Source organism: Clostridium sp. LXY-7 (assembly GCF_056172015.1).
Window position 1 is genome coordinate 279,911 of record NZ_JBLLJL010000002.1, and the last position, 18,301, is coordinate 298,211.

At 35.3% G+C, this 18,301-nt stretch carries 17 protein-coding genes; 9 read left to right on the forward strand and 8 right to left on the reverse strand.

The genetic code is table 11. The annotated features are described in order from the left end of the window. Nucleotides 1-211 precede the first annotated feature (211 nt). Genes ACI48Q_RS08410 through ACI48Q_RS08425 form a run of 4 tightly spaced genes read right to left on the reverse strand, consistent with a single transcriptional unit; the run spans nt 212 to nt 5,084 of the window. Nucleotides 212-1,756 carry an FGGY-family carbohydrate kinase gene (locus ACI48Q_RS08410; RefSeq protein WP_474918636.1) on the reverse strand — a complete coding sequence of 515 codons (1,545 nt, stop codon included), beginning with the start codon at nt 1,754-1,756 and terminating at the stop codon, nt 212-214. Continuing rightward, nucleotides 1,756-2,124, reverse strand: coding sequence for a DUF1667 domain-containing protein (locus ACI48Q_RS08415; protein WP_474918637.1), 369 nt, complete (start codon nt 2,122-2,124; stop codon nt 1,756-1,758). Before ACI48Q_RS08415 ends, ACI48Q_RS08410 begins: the two co-directional genes overlap by 1 nt. A 1-nt stretch (nt 2,125) precedes the next feature. After that, a complete protein-coding gene (locus tag ACI48Q_RS08420) occupies nt 2,126-3,373 on the reverse strand; it encodes an NAD(P)/FAD-dependent oxidoreductase (protein WP_474918638.1) in 1,248 nt (415 codons plus the stop codon). Then, complete coding sequence (locus ACI48Q_RS08425; RefSeq protein WP_474918639.1) at nt 3,363-5,084, reverse strand: FAD-dependent oxidoreductase; 1,722 nt, start codon at nt 5,082-5,084, stop codon at nt 3,363-3,365. Before ACI48Q_RS08425 ends, ACI48Q_RS08420 begins: the two co-directional genes overlap by 11 nt. 164 nt (nt 5,085-5,248) lie before the next feature. Between ACI48Q_RS08425 and ACI48Q_RS08430 the strand changes: the two genes are divergently transcribed. After that, on the forward strand, nt 5,249-5,812 hold the full coding sequence (locus ACI48Q_RS08430) for a TetR/AcrR family transcriptional regulator (RefSeq protein WP_474918640.1): 564 nt from the start codon (nt 5,249-5,251) through the stop codon (nt 5,810-5,812). A 93-nt stretch (nt 5,813-5,905) separates the two neighbouring features. Here ACI48Q_RS08430 and ACI48Q_RS08435 read toward each other — a convergent pair whose 3' ends face one another. The 4 genes from ACI48Q_RS08435 to ACI48Q_RS08450 form a co-directional block, all read right to left on the reverse strand. Further along, nucleotides 5,906-6,484: a flavodoxin family protein gene (locus ACI48Q_RS08435; RefSeq protein WP_474918641.1), complete on the reverse strand. Its 579-nt coding sequence runs from the start codon at nt 6,482-6,484 to the stop codon at nt 5,906-5,908. Between the two features lie 198 nt (nt 6,485-6,682). Next, the gene (locus ACI48Q_RS08440) at nt 6,683-7,180 is read right to left on the reverse strand and encodes a hypothetical protein (RefSeq protein ID WP_474918642.1); all 498 of its coding nucleotides are present in this window, start codon (nt 7,178-7,180) and stop codon (nt 6,683-6,685) included. 244 nt (nt 7,181-7,424) lie between these two features. Then, complete coding sequence (locus ACI48Q_RS08445) at nt 7,425-8,483, reverse strand: lactonase family protein (protein WP_474918643.1); 1,059 nt, start codon at nt 8,481-8,483, stop codon at nt 7,425-7,427. A 335-nt stretch (nt 8,484-8,818) separates the two neighbouring features. After that, the gene (locus ACI48Q_RS08450; protein ID WP_474918644.1) at nt 8,819-9,757 is read right to left on the reverse strand and encodes a sugar-binding transcriptional regulator; all 939 of its coding nucleotides are present in this window, start codon (nt 9,755-9,757) and stop codon (nt 8,819-8,821) included. Between the two features lie 525 nt (nt 9,758-10,282). On the opposite strand from ACI48Q_RS08450, the gene ACI48Q_RS08455 reads away from it, so the two are divergent. The 8 genes from ACI48Q_RS08455 (at nt 10,283) to ACI48Q_RS08490 (ending at nt 18,229) form a co-directional block, all read left to right on the forward strand. Further along, entirely contained in the window at nt 10,283-11,083 is an 801-nt protein-coding gene (locus ACI48Q_RS08455) for a class I fructose-bisphosphate aldolase (protein ID WP_474918645.1), read from the forward strand. Nucleotides 11,084-11,093: 10 nt separating this feature from the next. Next, on the forward strand, nt 11,094-12,128 hold the full coding sequence (locus ACI48Q_RS08460) for a zinc-dependent alcohol dehydrogenase (RefSeq protein ID WP_474918646.1): 1,035 nt from the start codon (nt 11,094-11,096) through the stop codon (nt 12,126-12,128). A gap of 47 nt (nt 12,129-12,175) precedes the next feature. Beyond that, entirely contained in the window at nt 12,176-13,516 is a 1,341-nt protein-coding gene (locus tag ACI48Q_RS08465; protein WP_474918647.1) for an APC family permease, read from the forward strand. A 119-nt stretch (nt 13,517-13,635) separates the two neighbouring features. Next, a complete protein-coding gene (ribF, locus tag ACI48Q_RS08470; RefSeq protein WP_474918648.1) occupies nt 13,636-14,523 on the forward strand; it encodes a riboflavin biosynthesis protein RibF in 888 nt (295 codons plus the stop codon). A gap of 124 nt (nt 14,524-14,647) precedes the next feature. Next, nucleotides 14,648-16,138 (forward strand): aldehyde dehydrogenase family protein, encoded by a 1,491-nt coding sequence (locus tag ACI48Q_RS08475; RefSeq protein ID WP_474918649.1) that lies wholly within the window; start codon nt 14,648-14,650, stop codon nt 16,136-16,138. A gap of 396 nt (nt 16,139-16,534) precedes the next feature. Continuing rightward, nucleotides 16,535-16,807, forward strand: a complete 273-nt coding sequence (locus ACI48Q_RS08480; protein ID WP_474918650.1) for a CD3324 family protein — start codon at nt 16,535-16,537, stop codon at nt 16,805-16,807. Between the two features lie 133 nt (nt 16,808-16,940). After that, nucleotides 16,941-17,465, forward strand: coding sequence for a GNAT family N-acetyltransferase (locus ACI48Q_RS08485; RefSeq protein WP_474918651.1), 525 nt, complete (start codon nt 16,941-16,943; stop codon nt 17,463-17,465). 218 nt (nt 17,466-17,683) lie between these two features. Beyond that, on the forward strand, nt 17,684-18,229 hold the full coding sequence (locus ACI48Q_RS08490) for a GNAT family N-acetyltransferase (protein WP_474918652.1): 546 nt from the start codon (nt 17,684-17,686) through the stop codon (nt 18,227-18,229). Nucleotides 18,230-18,301 lie beyond the last annotated feature (72 nt).

Consider the following 18,301-nt stretch of genomic DNA (forward strand, 5'->3'; position numbering starts at 1 on the left):
AGGCAACCTCATCGGTTCCTAGGTCTTCTTTATATTTTTCAAAAAAACTGTCATCAACTTTAAAGATTTCTTTAACCATTGTATAAAGAGACTCTCTTGGAATTTTAATTTGTTTTGGGTCTCCCCACTTAAATATAGAACGATAGGAACTTTTTGAATAGTCTTCATTAAACCATTTTGGTTCAAAATTCTTATATTTATGTGACATTAGCTATACCTCTTTTCTATAATTCTTTTTATATAATGGCAACAGATGACCGTAAATCTTTCTAAAAATTTCAAAATAAATCACATCATAGATTTTATGAGTTTCCATGTTAGGCTGAAAGGTATCAACTATTTGTACCATCTCTTTTATGGCTTCCTCATAGTTATTAAAAATACCAAGGGAAATAAATGCCACCATAGCGCTTCCAAGGCCTGATACCTCATGGGTTTGTATGCGATGAACAGGAAGTCCGAACATGTCCGCTGTAATTTGGCAAATCTCATCACTTTGGGAGCCACCACCAGCAAGATAGATTTCTTTTATTTTTTCCCCTGACCGTTTTTCCATTAGCCTTAGTCCGTCAATAAGAGCAAAATTTAACCCTTCAATAATTGCACGGTAAATGTGAATTCGAGTATGGACATCAGAAAAACCAATAATAGATCCACTTGCTACAGGCATTGTTATTCCAGGGGTAAAATAAGGTTGAAGAATTAGTCCATCACAACCTGGTGGAATTTCTCGTAAACGAGCATTTAGGAGTTCTTCAGGAGGCATGCCTTTTTGAAGGGCTTCTGCCACTTCTTTTGCAGCAAATTCTTTTTTAAACCAAGATACCAGCCAATATCCTCGAAAAATCTGAATCTCAGGACTGTATCTTCCTTTGATAATAGATAGATAAGGTGGAATAAAACGCTGTGGCTCAATATACTTGTTTGTAGTAAACTGAATTGTTGCAGTGGTTCCAAAGCTAATTGCTGCTTTTTCAGGAGTGGTACAAGAAAGACCAAGGGTTTCGCAACCTTTGTCAGAGCCTGATGCAATTAGTGGCAAGTTCTCTTTTATTCCACTTGCCATGGAAGCCTCTTTTGTGATGGTACCAAGCAATTCCTCTGGTTCGACAAGTTTACAAAGCTTTTCAGGCTCAATATCAAATATACAACGAGTAAGACTTTGAGGTTTCATCCAAGCTCTTCTCTTATGGTCAAAGGGGATATGACCAATCATATTAGCGCAAGAATCAACTATTTTTCCACAAAGGCAATAGGTTAGATATCCGGAAAGCATTAAAAATTTATCAGTTTTTTTCCAAAGCTCAGGCTGATATTCCATTATCCAGTTACAGGCGGAGCTCTCTCTTTGCATATCTACTGCCTTATCCATTTTTATGGTTTTGAATATAGCTTGTTTCTTGTAGGGAATTGGTTTTGTTACCTTAGTTTTGCGCTTGTCTAGCCATAAAATAGCTCGTCTTAATGGCTTAGCATTTTTATCAATGCAAACACAGGTGTCCCTTATTGTGGTTATTGTAACTGCTGCTATTCTATCCCATAATTCAATGGAGCTTTCCTTTAGTTCAAGGGAGGCTTCACATATTTTTTCCCAATAATAATCGGCATCTTGCTCTGCCCAATCAGGATAATCAGAATAATAGGGGATTTGAAATTTTTTCTGTGATATTGCAACAACAGTTCCCTTTGGGCTAATGAGCATTGCCCTCGCACTTTGTGTGCCAACGTCAAAGGTAAGGACAAGGGGCTCTTGCATTATTTTTCACCACCTTTTAAGTCTGCAGTGGCTATTACTTCACAGCCAGTACCAAGTAAGTCAGATAAAATAACCTCACCGCATTTTATTTCTTTTGAAATCACAACTTTGTTTAAGACTTTCATGGCTTCAAATATAAGTTCTTTTGGAATTCCACCATTGGTTCTAACAGGAAGGACAGGCATCCAAGAGAAGAGGGTTTTAACAGTTGTTGAAAGAGAGCGCATTGGATGTTTCAACTCGTTGAAGGCAAAATCTATTCCTTTTTTACAGTTGTTTCCCGTAACAATAAGCTCATCATTTTCCTTTAGTTCTATGGTTAGTTGGCAACCTTTAGGGCATACAATACAGACGAGGGCTTTTTTCATTTTATAGGTCCTCCATTACAAATTTAATTTTACTGCTTTGGCATAGGGATGCTTTTGTAAAATCAATTACTATCCTTTCCATTTCAGGAGGATTAAGATGAGTGAATTTTTTAGTAAATACTTCTTTTCCATCAATAAGAAGCTTAACTTTTGTTTTTCCTCTGTTAAATTTACTTCGCAAGAAAAATACTGTTTCTTTTTTTATACTACCAAGCTCAAGCTTCTGAGGTAGTAAATATAGAAAGTTATCATCGCAGCTTATGTCCACATAGGGATTTTTCTTTTTAATATAGGTAGCAGCGGATTTACCGGCCAGTTCACCACTTTCTGAAACATAGTCAACTAGGTCGTTTACATGGAGTGCGTTGCCACAAGTAAAAACGCCTTCAACAGATGTCATTAAGTTCTGGTCACAGAAGGGACCTTTTGTTTTATTGTCAATGGAAATATTAAGCTCTTCTGCAAGCTCATTTTCAGGAATAAGTCCCACTGATAAAATCAAGGTATCACATTCTATTTTTTCCTCAGTGTTTGGAATTGGAATCATATTGTTATTAACCTTCATAATAGTCACAGCTTGAAGCCTGTCAACTCCATGAAGTTCTGTTACTGTATGATTAACATAAAGCGGAATATTGAAATCCCTTAGGCATTGACTTATATTTCTAGTTAGTCCACTAGGGGTTGACTTTGCTTCATAGACGCCTAGTACTTTTGCACCTTCAAGGGTAAGTCTTCTGGCCATAATGAGTCCAATGTCACCAGAACCAAGAATTACACAACGTTTTGCTGGCATTTGTCCTAAGATGTTAATATAATACTGAGCTGTTCCAGCGGTATAAACTCCAGCAGGTCTAGTTCCATGAATGTTCACCTGTTTTGCCGTTCGTTCTCTGCAACCAGTTGAAAGTACAAGGGTCTTTGTTGTGATTTCACGGATACCTTCTTTATTTACTAAAGTTAGACGGAAGCCTTCTTCAAGGGGTTCAACCTTTGAAGCAAAGGTAAGAAGTGAAATTTCAGCTCCACACTGATCTACTTCACTAACCCAGCGACTAGCATATTCACTGCCAGCAAGTCTCTCTCCAAAATAAATAAGTCCAAAGCCATCATGAATGCATTGCTTTAATATTCCACCTAGTCTTGCTTCCCGTTCTATTAAAAGAACCTTTGAATTTTCTTTTCTAGCAGCAATAGTAGCAGCTAGTCCAGCAGGTCCACCACCAATAACAACTACATCATAGGTCATCTTTAACACCTACCTTTGTTTCGCCAAATAAAAGCTCACTATTACTTCCACTTTTTTTAACCTCTGAAAGAGGAATGCCTTTTACTTCTGCAATAATACCTGCCACAAGGGGACCGCAAAAACCACCTTGACAGCGGCCCATACCTGGACGCACTCTACGCTTTACTCCATCAATTGTGTCACAGGGCACAGGTCTATTTAGGGCATCAATAATTTCTCCACGGCTTATTTCTTCACATCTACAGATGATTTCACCGTAATCTGAATGTTTTTTAATAAGCCTTGCTCTTTCTATAGTTGACATTTTCGCTGTGTGAGGAATGGCTTTTCTTATTGGATTATATTTTTTGTTTGAATTTATTGTTTGGGATTTCGATATCATATCTACAGTAATTTTCTCAATTTCAACAGCAATAGCAGGAGCTGCCGTTAGTCCTGGAGATTGAATACCTGCTGCGTGAATAATGTTTTTTGTGAAACGCCCTTTTTCGACTACAAAGTCTTCCTCATAGGTTGGGGCACGGACACCAGTAAAATATGTGATTATGTCAGCAGTTGAAAGGAGGTCTGTGGTTTCTTTTTGCTTCTTAAAAACATCTGAGATACTAGAAGCTTGAGTTGAAAAATCTTCTTTTTTATAAGTTTCAAGTGCATTAGGTCCAATTAAAACATTTCCGTCAATGGTGCTAACAATTCCTCCACCTTTTGTGTGGTTACTCTTACTTGAAGTACCAAAGGTAGATATTATTGTATTTACAATATGCTTTGATTTTTTATCTAGAATTGAGTTAGTTCCTCGTCTTGGATGGATTGAAAAAAAGTGATCCTTTGCCATAATGGCTATATCTTCTGAAAAAACACCAGCAGCGTTAATTATAATTTTAGGATAAATTATTCCCCGATTAGTGTTAATGGAAGTGATTTCTCCCTCATGAACTTCCATGCCAATAACGGCTGTGTCAAGTGAGAGAGTGACTCCATTTTCTACTGCATTCTCAGCATATGCAATGGTAAGTTCATAAGGAGAAACAATACCAGCAGAGGGAAAATAGAGAGCAGACTTAATATCATCATTAATTGTAGGCTCAGCTTTTTTGATTTCCTTACGGCTAAGTGCATAAATCTCATCTATGCCGACACTTTTCCAATGACTACGAGCAAAAAACAGAAATAGCTTAGCAATATTCTTTTTAAAGCAGATATATTGACCACATCGATTAAAGGGGACGTTAAGTTCAGAGGAAATTTTATCGTACATCTTGTTTCCTAGAGCATTGTATTTTTGTTTTACATAGCCGTTCTTTAAATCAATTCCAGGATGAACCATTCCATCATTTCGACTAGATGCGTGTAATGCAATATCATGCTCTTTTTCTACAATTAAAATATCTAAGTCCCACTTTGAAAGTTCTCTAGCTATTGAAGCTCCAATAATTCCAGCACCAATTATTAATACATCAGGAGCTACTTTATCTAAAGCTGTATCATTAATCAAAGGAAGTCGCATTGGTGGGATTTCAGCATTTAAACATTTAATCTTGTTAACCACAGTATAACCACGGTGTTTATCAACTGAAAGCATTCCAGCCTCAACAACTTCATTCCATTCTTGAAGGGTTCCAGTTAATATAAGGCAAGAATCTTTTAAATGGGCTGAAACCTGTGTGCCAAAGCGCTCAAAAAGTAACTTCTTAACCTTTTTAAGCTGCATACTATACACCTCTTTTTTAGTGTCGGTCATGTAACCGACTTGATTTATTTCAATTTAACACAAAACCTACGAATTGTCAATAAGTTCCAAATATACATTTCATTGACTTAAAGTTCGGATTTTGATATAATACTAAAAATAAAATTAGAAAGGTAAAGTGGTATATGGCAGCACCTAGAAACACTAATATAAAAGAAATAATTTTGGATGGGGCAACCAAATTACTTGAAGAAAAGTCATTTTTCCAAATTTCTCTTTCTGATATAGCAAAAAAAGCTGGAATTAGTAAAGGTACTTTGTATTATTATTACAGCAACAAAGATGATCTTCTTTTTGATATTGCAGATAACTATTTAACGCAGCTTTCTGAGGACTTAATAGCATGGGTTACTGACGAAAGTAAGGATACTTCACTTCCTAGACTTATTAAATATACCCTTGAGCGAGGGATTTTTAACGAAAGTGGTAATTTAAGACTTTATTTAATAGCTGATGCCATCTCTGGCAACGAAGAGCTAAGAGAAAAACTACTTGAGAAATATCAGCATTTTAAAAACATTCTTTCGGTTGAAATTGCAAAACGTACCAGTGACGCTGATGGCGAATATTTAGCATGGTTAATACTCATAGTCATGGATGGACTTTTAGTTCAGGACAGGCTACAAAATACAGAGTTTGATGTTTCAAAGTTTATTGAAAATATTAAAAAGCAGATATATAAATGTTAAAAGTTAGGCTATGTTTAAATAAGATGTTCATATTGAAGAAATTTTAAGGAAGACAATTCTGTCTTCCTTAGTTACTTTAATGAAAATTCTGAATTAATGTAATAAACTTTTATCTATGCTTTCTAAAATATTCATTCCTAATTCAAAAGCCTCTTTAACCTTTTCTTCCTTTTGATAAAAATCTTCTCTAACTTGTACACCTTCTACAGTAAATCTCTTTACTGGTTTTATTCCTAAATGGCCATAGTAATGCTCTATGGCATGAATTAAGTGCATGTTTTCTTCAATCCTTTTGCCTGTCCTAATAGCCACAGAGACTCCAATCTTGCCCTTTGGAATTATTGTTTCTCCATTGGTATCACCTAAGGGCGTTGACCTATCAAAAAACACTTTTAATTGTCCAGTAACATCTCCCCAATATGAAGGTGAAGCAATTATCACAATATCCGCTTCAATTAAATCATTAATTATTATATTCATATCGTCATTTTGAACACATTCTTTTGTCTCATAACATCTCATGCAACCTTTGCAATACTGTATATTCATTTCTCCCAGTATGTACTTCTTAATGTTAATATTGTTTGCTTTCATTCCTTCTATAATTTTATCTGTTACACAGGCTGTACTACCATTAGTTTTTGGACTACCTATAATACATATTGCCTTCATAGTAAATCTCCTCCTTTACCAACTTTACTTCGTAGGTTTTAAACTCATAAATATAATTTATTATAGAGGACAATAGAATTTATTGCAATTATTTTACATAACTAAATATAAATTACTTTTCCCGTTTAAGACAATATATAGTTCGAAAGATACTTTCTACCATATCAATACTTTTGCAATAGAATGTACAGATTATTCCTAGAGCTTTAAGGATGAAACTTTTTTATATTCATCAATGTTAATATCTATATTACTAAAGGAAAGTTGAATCTCGTTTTTATTTGCAACTGCTTCATTTATTATGACAGTATTTAAATCAATAATTTCTTGAGATTTATAATATTTATTTATTATTTTGGGAACATTTAATTTGAAATTTTCACCTTCAAAGCTTATTCCATGAATATCCGAAAAAGCGTTAATTACATAATTTAAAGCCTTCTTAGATAAAGGGTTCATTAAGTTAACCTTTAGTAGCTTAAAGGTGCTAATATTTATATAAATTGTGTTAGAGGTCACTTTTGTTATTTTTAAAGTTGATTCAAAACTTACGTGTATACCAGTGATTTTATATGTGCCTAAAATAGTTATGTGCTTATCTATAATTACATTAGTTATTTGAATTTTCTTTTGTAAATCAAAGAAGCTTAGAATGTCTTCAGAAGATAAACTCAAAGTTAATTCTATTATTTTCACAACTAAATTCTCCCTACAAATTGATTTTAAATTATGGATGTGTTTTAACATAGTGTTGATAATGAACTATATATTATTAACAAGTATATATGAATGCTCGTTTAATAAATGTAGTCTCTATAACATTTTATACAATGCATTTGCTGTTTATGAAAAAAATTACCCCGTTAAGTAGATAATATACTGTTTTTTTTAATTATATCTACTTAACGAGGTTTAATTTAAAAATATAATTTATTCATATCTAGAGTATTGCTATTCCTTGTGCACCAATTTGTGGTAATTTTGTATCTTGATATATCTGTAATAGAACTAAATGCCCATTTTTCTTAATTTCGAACACACTGATTGAGCCTTCACTGCCATTTAAAACATAAAAGTTTTGGCCATATCTGTCTATTACACTATCAATTGGAGATCCTGTTCTATTAGGTGTACTTGGTATACTTTCAACAACAGTCAAAGTTCCACCATGATTAATACGATAGAGAGTTATTGTGCCACTACCAGCGTTAGACGTATAAGCATAATTTTCATCAGGATTAACTGAAACCCAACAAGTTGCTGTCTGATTATTTAAGACAGAACCACTAATAACATTAAGAATACCATTATTTGTAACATCATAGGATGATAATGCATTTGGACCTACCTCACTAACTACCAAAAGATTATTATTGAGATAAGCTGAGCCAAAAGGACCTATACCATTAGAAGGATTTACAATTGGACCTCTTAAACTTCCATTGTAGTTTACTTCATAAACACTGAGATTATTGGTTACATTTTCGCTTACAACAAGTTTATCATCGCAAGGACTTGAAACAATACATCTTGATTGAGCATTATCTGAACTTAATGGTCTTTGAGAACCTCTTATAATACTAAGGTGTCCATCCGACTCAATATGAAAACCAGTAACATTTGCAGGAGATTGAGGAGAGTTACCGGAATTAGTTACATAAAGATTATGATTATTTATAGTTAAGCTGTTAGGGAAAATACCACCAGATGGCACTACATCAACAAGAGTAAGGTCCCATTGACACACACGAAAACTACTTATACTATTACTTCCAGCGTTAACCACAAAAAGAAATCTACCATCACATGATAAAACAATTGCCCCCTGAGATCCTAGGGGATCAACTTGTTGTGAGCCTGTCCCATTTCCTCCTGTTCCATAAACTTTTGGACAAGATAGAACTCCCATTCTATCGCGCGCAAAAGCAACAACACTGTTATTTAATTCATTAGTCATAGAAAATACCATGCTAATGCAATTATTTCTATTATAATACATTTTATTAATCTCCTTTTAAATATAGTTTAATTTACAATTTAACCATAATGTATTATATGTGTCGTTTATAAAATAGCACTCTAGTAACTAAAAAGTTTATTCCTTAAATATTTGTATCGGAAATAATTAATCTAGTAATATGAAATCACCTCTACTCTATGCTTCTTTGCTATAGTTGGTGCAGATGTCTACTTAATAGAAACAGTGGATGCTACTGGTGAGAAATAGAAAAGGAAGAGGAATTTCAAAGAGCCATTCAGCACCTAGGCAAATACGTAAAACTACTAAAAGAGCATACCCACTAATGATGAATGCTCTTTTAAGAAATAGAGATTCTATAACATTTTATATAATGTATTTGCTGTTTCTAAATCTGTTATAAGTACATTGACCAATTTACCTCTTGCAGCACCTATTATGGAAGAAAGCTTTTCACCGCCACAGGCTACACCAATACGAAGAGGAATATTTTTGAAGCTTACAAAATCTATGGCAAGGACACGGTCGTTCAAGCCACTTTCGATTATTTCCCCATTTACATCAAAATAATGAGTACATATCTCACCAACTGCGTTTTCCCTCTGAAGAATATCATGCTCAGCCTTTGTTATGTATTTTTTTTGCACAAAGGCTGATTTACTTGACATGTCACCGATACCCACAATTGCAATAGTACAAGATTTCATTGTATCATACACAGGGGAAAAGAGGCTTTCATTCATTAGAGAATCACGGAGCTCTTTGTTTTCCAAAATAATGGGGGCATACATGAAACAAGGTCTTGCATTTAAGATCTCTGAGGAGCGCCTTACAATGTAATCCGAATTAACATGTGCTTCTTCTGCATTAAGTCCCCCTACAAGTTGTGTCACAGTAAGGTCTGCTCTGTCTATTGACTGCAGATTACTTACTAGAGAAGATAATGCCCTACCTCTGGAAAAGCCTATTATATCGTTAGCTTTTATAACACGGTCAAGATAAGAAGAAGCAGCTAGTCCAATAGATTCATTTATCTCACCATCGCCATTGTTTACAATAATTATTTCATTGAGCCCCAAAAGATTTTCCAATTGTATTTCTAATTCCATATTCTGGTGTTCATATTCTTGTATAACAATTTTTACGATTCCTGTTTCAAGACACTTTTTAAGGATTCTATTAACTCTTTGACGAGACATAGACATTTTTTTTGCTATATCATCCTGGGTCATTCCCAGCTTGTAATAGTAATATGCAATCTTGGTATATTCATTTTTTAAGTTTGCATCTTGCATAATATCACCTGCCATATTTTGTAAATTTCCCAATTACATTATATCATCTAATAATATCTATGCATAGTAAATATAAATATGTTCACGGATCCCCTTTAAAATCACTTATAGAGAAACACCTTCAACATTTAATAATGTTTATCTCCTCAGCATTAAAATATTAGGACTCTTTTTTCATAGCAGTTTTCCTTCCTTGTTATCTTCTTATGTTACATATGCTCAGAAATTTTTCATGTAAAAGTGGGTATAGTGCAATCACAGAAACAGCGCAAACCTATGAGTACTGCAAAATAAGTGTAAAAAATTATTTTTTATTACGAATGGTTATTTTTGTTACAAAAGTAATGTTACAAAAGTCATATTGCATTACAAAGGATCATATAATGTACAAATGTAACATTGATTAAACTTTTATTTAATTATTTTATGGTAAGACCAAATAAGTAACATGACACCAAATGTGTCTTGCCATATTTATATATTTTTAAATTATAAAAGCATAAAGAAGAAAGGGGTTAGTTCAGAATGACAAACAAAATACATCGTTTAAATCACATATTTAGAGAGGATAAGAAAACCTTTATTATGGCTATGGATCATGGAAATGGTTTTAATGTACTCCCTGGAATGAAGTATCCGGGGAAAATCATAAGCGAAGTAGCAAGAGCGGGGGCAGATGCCTTTTTAGCTACCGTTGGACTTGCAGATAAATTTGCAGATGACTTTCATGGAAAGGGGATTATTCTAAGGCTTGACGGTTCCTGCTCATTCCTAGGTTCTAAGGATAAGCCTCTTCAAACTGTAGTGGGTGTGGAGGATGCAATTCGTTTAGGGGCAGATTCTGTAATTAGTATGGGATTTCCTGGTTCAAAATGGGAAGATCAAATATTGATGGATTTATCAAGAAATATTCATCACTGTAACAAATGGGGTATTCCTTTAACTGCTGAAATGCTTCCAAGGGGTTTTGAAGGAGGGGAAGACAGCCGCACTCCTGAAAATATTACCTTTGCCTGCCGCATGGGAGCTGAAATGGGCGCTGATATTATAAAAACTGAATATACCGGTAACCTTGAAACCTTTAGGGAGTTGTGTGAAAGCGTTTATGTGCCAGTAGTAATATTAGGTGGTAGTAAAAAAGTATCAGAAGAAAAGCTGCTCACAGATATTAAGGATGCCATTAGCGCAGGTGGTGCAGGGGTAGCCATGGGAAGAAACATTTGGAATCACGAGAATCCAGCTAGATTTGCAAGTGCTATAGCGAGGCTTATCCATGAAGATTGCAGCATTGAAGTTGCACTTAAAGAACTAAATAAAAAGTTCTAGGAGGTTTATTATGAATAACAAATATAAAGTAGCAATTATCTCTGGTGAAAAAAAATTAGAAATTGTTGAAAAAGATTTAAAACAGCCCGAAGACAGTCAAGTACTTGTAAAGGTTCATAGCTGTGCCATTTGCACCCTTGAGCAAAGAATTTTCAACGGTGTTATGAAGCGATATCCTTTCTCAGGGGGTCATGAGGCTGCAGGAACAATAGCTGCAGTTGGAAGTAAGGTAAAAAGTCTAAAGGTAGGGGATAAGGTTGCAGCAAGACTACTCACAAGTTGTGGTGAGTGCTATTATTGCAGAAGTGGTCACGAAAACCAGTGTGTTATCTCCTTTAAAGCAAATATTCACCAGGGAATTGGCGGACCGGGTGGGTTTGCTGAATACATGATGGTTGATGCAAAGGCCCTTTATAAAATGGCTGATGATTTGGATTTGACTTATGCAGCACTTTCTGAGCCACTAGCTTGCTGCGTACACAGCATAAATAGTGCAAATATTGAATTTGGCAATGATGTGGTGGTTATCGGTGTTGGAATTATGGGTGCATTCCACATTAAACTTGCAAAGCTCCGAGGGGCACGTGTCATTGCCTGTGAGGTGGATGAACCACGGCTTGAGATTGCAAAGAAAATGGGCGCTGACATTGTAGTTAATTCAAAACAGGTCAACGCCGTGGATAAAGTTAAAGAGGTTACAGAGGGAAGAGGGGCAGATGTTGTGTTTTGCACAGCTGCAATACCACAGCTAGCTGATGATAGCATTCAGATGGCAGGTAAGGTGGGCCGTGTTGTAATGTACTCATCATTCCATCCTGACAAGCCCATTGAGTTAAACGTTAATAGAGTACACTCCACAGAAATGAACATCACAGGAGCTGTAAATGCTAATACCCGTGATTTTCTAATGGCAACAAAGCTACTCTCCAGCAAGATCATTGACCCATCAATACTTGTTTCAGAAGTTGTACCCTTTGAAAATATGGAATACGGATTTCAACGTGCAATAGATGCAAAAACTTATCGCATTATTGTAAAGATATAGGGATTTTGGATAAAAATACATTTTTAAAAGAAAAGAGGAGAGATTTTATGTTAAATAATCAAAATGGCAAACTTGGTTTACTAGACAGCACCACTATTCTTATTGGCGGTATGATAGGAAGCGCAATTTTTTCTCTTTCAGGTATGACAATTCTCAACGCAGGTCCTGCTTCAATCTTATCTTGGATTATTGCAGCTATAATTCTCTTTGCATATGGCCTTCAGACAGCTGAACTTTCGACAATCTATCCCCATTCAGGTGGTACCTTCGTATTCCCAGCAAAATCTCTTGGCAAAAATGAAAAGCAAGGTCGTCTCTGGGGCTGGATTTCAACCTGGGCATATCTCTTCGGAGGTTGGGCAGGTGCTGCATTCTCAGCTATCTATGTAAGTATTTATCTAAGTGTTGGGTTCCCAGTTTTCGGCAAATATCAGGTTCCTATTGCAATAGTTACCGTTGTTATCTGTGGTATCTTAAACTTAGTTAATATTGCTGTTACAGGTAAGGCTAACACAATAATGACCTTTGGTCTTGCTGCCACAATGCTTGTATTTATTGTTGTTGCTCTTTTCGTAGGACAATGGGATGGAAGCTTATTAACTCCATTCTTCACACAGGGAGCTGAAGGTACATGGGGCTTTATGGGTGCTATTCCTATTGCAATGGTTGCTTACGGCTCCATCGTGGCAGTTGCCTTTATGGTAGGAGAGATTAAAGACCCAGGTAAGACAGTTCCAAAAGCTATGTCAATTGCTATGCTGGTTGTTGTTACTCTTTATGTTCTAGTTATGGTATCAATACTTGGTCTTGTTACGTCTGATTTCCTTCAAAAAAATCCAGGAATGGCATACATTCCATTATATGCAGCAGCCTTTACAAAGCTAGCATCTATTACTTGGCTAACAAAACTTATCTCTATTTCAGCAGTTTTAGCACTAATCACAACAATACTTGTAGTTATGACCCTATCAGCTCGTGCTCTTCAAGCTTCTGCTAAGAGTGGCATACTTCCTAAATTTCTTGCAAAGAACAATGAAAAGACTGGCGTTCCAGTAAATGCACAAATAGTTGTAATAATAATTGTTGGACTTATTTCTGCTTTCCCAAGTTTCACAAACTTAATCGTTAACCTTGGCTCACTATGCAATGCAATAGTAGTTTCTATCGTTTGTCTAACTGTTGTTGCAGCTCGTAAGAAGAATCCATCTGTTCCTAATACCTTTAGGGCTCCAGGTGGAAATATTCTTCCGATTGTAACATTTATCGTAATTATCGCATCTTATATCCCTGGTATTCTTAGAGGCGGTTGGCAGCTTTGGGCATGGACGGCAGGTTACTTCTTAATTGGTATGATAGTCTACTTCATTGGTACAAGAAAACACAATTAGGTAAAAGCTTCAAAATATAAATTAACCACTACCAATATCTAAAATATAACTCTTTAATTCTGCCATGTGGGCAAGCTGCATGGCAGGATGATTAAATAAGGAGAAGGAGCTGATTTACTGTGAGACATTATGCTAAAAATGATTTTAATATGGAGAGCACCTGCGTTGCCTTTGGAAGTTTTGACGGTGTACATATAGGTCACCGTGCAGTTGTCGACAAATTAGTTCACATATCAAAGCAAGGTCTTACTTCCGTTGTTCTGAGCTTTGAATATGATGAAGCATCATTAAAGGAGAAAAAAATTCTTTCCACTGAGGCAGAAAAACAATATCTGTTGAGTAAAAATGGCCCGGAAGTGATGATTTCATATAAAATAGATGAGAAAAATAAGGACATTTCCTCGGAGCGCTTTATTAAAGAAATTTTAGTGGATAAGCTGGATGCAAAGGTTATTGTTGTAGGGAAGGATCACTGTAATATTAAGGTGTTACGTAAATATGCCCCCAAATATGGCTATACCCTTGAGGAATGTGACACTGTATTTGCTGACGGTGAGCCTGTAACCTCATATCGAATTGCAAAGGAGCTTACAGGGGGAACTCTCAAAAAGGCAAATGAGTTACTAGGCCATGCATATCTCCTCATGGGGAAGGTTATGCATGGTAAGGCCCTTGGCAGAACTGTAGGTATGCCCACAGCCAACCTTGAATTTAGCCAGTATAAGCAACTGCCTGCAGATGGAGTTTTCGGAACCCTTTCAGAAATTGAGGGTAAAAACCTAAAGGGCCTTACTAATATTGGTAGACGTCCTTCTGTGGACAATTATAATTATGTCACTATCGAGGCCTTCCTTCTGGATTATTCAGGTGATTTGTACGATAAAACAATCTCTCTAGAAATTCACGTATATGTCAGAGGAGTGATAAAATTCAACAATCTTGATGAGGTAAAAGCCCAGGTCAACTTGGATATTGAATCCATCAGAGCTTATTTAGACAAAATTTAATATCACTGGTAACCAGGGGTTTTTCAATAAAATGATAAAACGCTACAAGGAGTTTATCTGATATAGAATCTTTAATTTTTCATATTTGTCTTGAAATTAATATTTCCAAAAGGAGGGATATAGTTTGAATCCATTATCGTTTGTAAAGAAGGAGCCCTACAAGTTATATATTAATGGTAAGTTTGTAGCTTCAGAATCAGAGAAAACCTTTCAGGTTATTAACCCAGTGGATAATGAGCCCTTTGCAACAGCTTATAAAGGTGGCTCTATAGATGTTAAAAAGGCAATACTTGCAGCACGACAGGCCTATGATAAAGGGCCTTGGAGTAAAATGTCAGTAAAAGAAAGAAGCAAGCTTCTTGTTAAAGCAGGACAAATCCTTTCAAAAAGAGTGGAGGAATTTGCCACCATTGAGACTCTAGAATGTGGGAAGCTATACATGAGCACCTTGCATTATGAAGCTCAGATGAGCCTAGATGCTTTTGAATACTTTGCAGGAAAAGTTCGTTGCCTTGAGGGTAAAGTGGTTCCCTGTGAAGCAGGACACTTAAACTACGTATTTTGGCAGCCCTGTGGAGTGGTGGGGGAAATTCTTCCCTGGAACGGACCATTTATGATGGGGTGTCAAAAAGTCTGCGCCATACTTGCAGCAGGTAATACAGTTGTGATAAAGCCTTCTTCTTGGGCTTCATTAAGTATGCTGCTCCTTGCAGAGGTATTCCATGAGGCTGGTTTTCCACCAGGTGTTGTGAATGTGGTTACAGGTTCGGGAAGTGAAGTTGGTGATGAGCTTGTATGTAGCCCACTGGTTGATATGGTGTCCATGACTGGAGGAACAGATGTAGGCAAGCATATTATCGGTAGATCTAAAGACACAGTGAAGGATATTGCCTTAGAGTTAGGGGGGAAAAGTCCCAATATTGTCTTTGATGATGTTAACGTGGATGAAGTTGTAAAATGGACAAGATTTGGCTTTACTCTAAATTCAGGACAGGTCTGCGTATCTGGTACGAGACTTATACTTCACAAGAATATTTATGAAGAATTTTTGAGTAAGTTAAAGATAGAGTGCGAAAAACTTGTACCTGGCAGCGGCTTTCATTACGAAAAGGGTGTGAATTTCAGCACCTTAATCTCAAAAGAACATGCAAGAAATGTATGGGGTTATATTGAAAAAGGAAAGTCAGAGGGGGCGAGGGTAATTATGGGTGGGAATCCATATACGGATCCTGACCTTTCAAAAGGGAACTTTGTGCCACCTACAATTTTTGCAGATGTAACACCTGAAATGACAATATTTCAGGAAGAGATATTTGGTCCTGTGCTTTGCGTAACACCCTTTGAAACAGAGGAAGAAGCAATAGAAATTGCCAATGGTACAAAATACGGATTAGCTGGTGCTGTGTTCTCAACAAACATAAAAAGGGCATTAAGAGTGGCGGAGAAGATAAAAGGAGGACAAATCTACGTGAATACCTATTTCAGTAAGGGTATGATAGAATCCCCCGGTACAGGTTGGAAGGAAAGTGGAATGGGTGTGGCTGGCATCCAAAAGTACATGATTTCAAAGACGGTTTTTGTTGACATGATTGATGGGAATGTACCACAGGTATAAGATTAACCTGATTTTTCCCAGGGAAGAGCTTGATGTATTTATTGAAGCATTGACCTTTAATGGATAAATTACTGGGTAATTGGGCCAAGCTTTACAACTGTGTTAATAAAACTAGGATAATGTAGCTATGGGGGCATTCCAACTATACATTGTGAAGAAAAAATTACTATATAATAGGATAAATAATGGAAATATTATATGAAATCATGTACAATAGTATTAATATAATTATTGACAAAAGTTGAAAAAGTTCACTTTTAATGATTGTATTAATTGTTTTCAAAGGAGGTATTGCTTGTCAAAATTAGTTCATTATGCGTAGCAAAGGCTATTGCATAATAAGATATGAAATAGCCTTTGCTCAATCCTAATAAATAACTTACTAGGAGGAGCAATATGAGCTATAGAAGAGCATCAGATATTTTACCAGAAGAATTAATAAATATAATTCAACACTATGTTGATGGTGAATATATCTATATACCAAGACAAGAATGCAATAGAAGGTCATGGGGAGATAAAACAAATAGTAAAGAGGAAGTATATAAAAGAAATCTAATAATTTATAGAAAATACAAAAGTGGTGTTCCTATAAAAGAACTTTCTGAAATATACTATTTATCACCTAAATGGGTTCAGAAAATTATTGCGAAATTTAAAGAAGAATAGTTATTAGAAAGCACTATAAATATGGTGCTTTCAGAGTGTCGACATTCTACTTTTCGACACTCTTTTCTTTGGGGTTTCTTATTGGAGCTATAATGTGAGAATGAAGAAAATTTATATTTGTAGAGGTGAGATAGTGACAAATGAATTGATTATCATAAGACCTTCTTCTGAATTAAAAGAAGCCATTTGGGAATATAGACAGGAATATTTTGACTTTGGGGAAACTCAGATTAATGGAAGTTGTGGCATAGCCAACGCTAATAATTTTGATGAATGGCTCGAACTTGTTCTTTCAATTGAAAAAGATAAACTGAGAAATAATGTCCATGCAAGTACATTTTTTTCTGTCAGAAAAACTGATAATAAAATCATTGGAAGTATACAGCTACGTCATTTTTTAACTCCTGAATTAGAAAAGCATGGTGGGCATATAGGTTATGGAATTCGTCCATCGGAACGAAGAAAAGGTTATGGAAAACAGCAACTTTTACTTGCTTTAGATGAAGCATATAATTTGAAAATCCCAAAAGTTATGATTATATGTGATAAAGATAATGTTCCTTCAATGAAAACTGCAATTAGTTGTGGCGGTATATTAACTTGTGAAAATATTTATGAAGGTAAAGCTCAGCAAATCTATTGGATTGACCTATGCTAATAAGCATTTTCTAGCTTTTGAGATTCCAAAGAAAATATGTTATAAAATTCAAATGGCTTCTTGATTTTGTGTGAATCAAAAAGCCACTTGTCGACAATCTGAAAGCACTATAAATATGGTGCTTTTTTATTTATGAAAAGAATTGGCACCACTACTTAGTGAATATATTTGATAGAATCTATTTATAGAATAAAAATGGTAAATAGGGAGAATAAAATATGAAAAAACAAATAGAAACATCAAGATTGATTATTCGAAAATTTAATGCTGATGATTGGAAGGATTTATATGAATATTTATCAGATGAAGAAGTAGTTTTTTTTGAACCATATGATGTTTATACAGAGGAAGCTTGCAGAGAAGAGGCTGAATATAGAGTTAACAATGAGAATTTTTGGGCTGTATGTTTAAAGGATAGTGGTAAAATCATAGGTAACTTATACTTAGAAAAACAGGATTTTAATACTTGGGAATTAGGTTATGTGTTTAATAAAAAATTTCAAAAGCAAGGATTTGCAACCGAGAGTGCAGAAGAAATAATTGATTATGCATTTAAAGAACTAAATGCAAGGAGAATAATTGCCATGTGTAATCCTAAAAATGAGCCGTCATGGAAGCTTCTTGAAAGATTAAAAATGAGGCGAGAAGGGCATTTGTTTAAAAATATTTATTTTAAGTTGGATGAAAATAATAATCCTTTATGGCAGGATACTTATGAATATGCCATTCTTTCCTCTGAATGGATAGATAATTTAAATACTTAGGTTAAGTAATCATATTGAAGTTTTTATAAAGACAACATGAAGTTTAATATGGAAATGACACGGAGGTAAATG

Bases quoted from the DNA above. Each gene is read 5' to 3' on its own strand.
- ACI48Q_RS08410 (WP_474918636.1), bottom strand. From the start codon at position 1,756: ATGCAAGAGCCCCTTGTCCTTACCTTTGACGTTGGCACACAAAGTGCG.
- ACI48Q_RS08415 (WP_474918637.1), bottom strand. From the start codon at position 2,124: ATGAAAAAAGCCCTCGTCTGTATTGTATGCCCTAAAGGTTGCCAACTA.
- ACI48Q_RS08420 (WP_474918638.1), bottom strand. From the start codon at position 3,373: ATGACCTATGATGTAGTTGTTATTGGTGGTGGACCTGCTGGACTAGCT.
- ACI48Q_RS08425 (WP_474918639.1), bottom strand. From the start codon at position 5,084: ATGCAGCTTAAAAAGGTTAAGAAGTTACTTTTTGAGCGCTTTGGCACA.
- ACI48Q_RS08430 (WP_474918640.1), top strand. From the start codon at position 5,249: ATGGCAGCACCTAGAAACACTAATATAAAAGAAATAATTTTGGATGGG.
- ACI48Q_RS08435 (WP_474918641.1), bottom strand. From the start codon at position 6,484: ATGAAGGCAATATGTATTATAGGTAGTCCAAAAACTAATGGTAGTACA.
- ACI48Q_RS08445 (WP_474918643.1), bottom strand. From the start codon at position 8,483: ATGTATTATAATAGAAATAATTGCATTAGCATGGTATTTTCTATGACT.
- ACI48Q_RS08450 (WP_474918644.1), bottom strand. From the start codon at position 9,757: ATGCAAGATGCAAACTTAAAAAATGAATATACCAAGATTGCATATTAC.
- ACI48Q_RS08455 (WP_474918645.1), top strand. From the start codon at position 10,283: ATGACAAACAAAATACATCGTTTAAATCACATATTTAGAGAGGATAAG.
- ACI48Q_RS08460 (WP_474918646.1), top strand. From the start codon at position 11,094: ATGAATAACAAATATAAAGTAGCAATTATCTCTGGTGAAAAAAAATTA.
- ACI48Q_RS08465 (WP_474918647.1), top strand. From the start codon at position 12,176: ATGTTAAATAATCAAAATGGCAAACTTGGTTTACTAGACAGCACCACT.
- ACI48Q_RS08480 (WP_474918650.1), top strand. From the start codon at position 16,535: ATGAGCTATAGAAGAGCATCAGATATTTTACCAGAAGAATTAATAAAT.
- ACI48Q_RS08490 (WP_474918652.1), top strand. From the start codon at position 17,684: ATGAAAAAACAAATAGAAACATCAAGATTGATTATTCGAAAATTTAAT.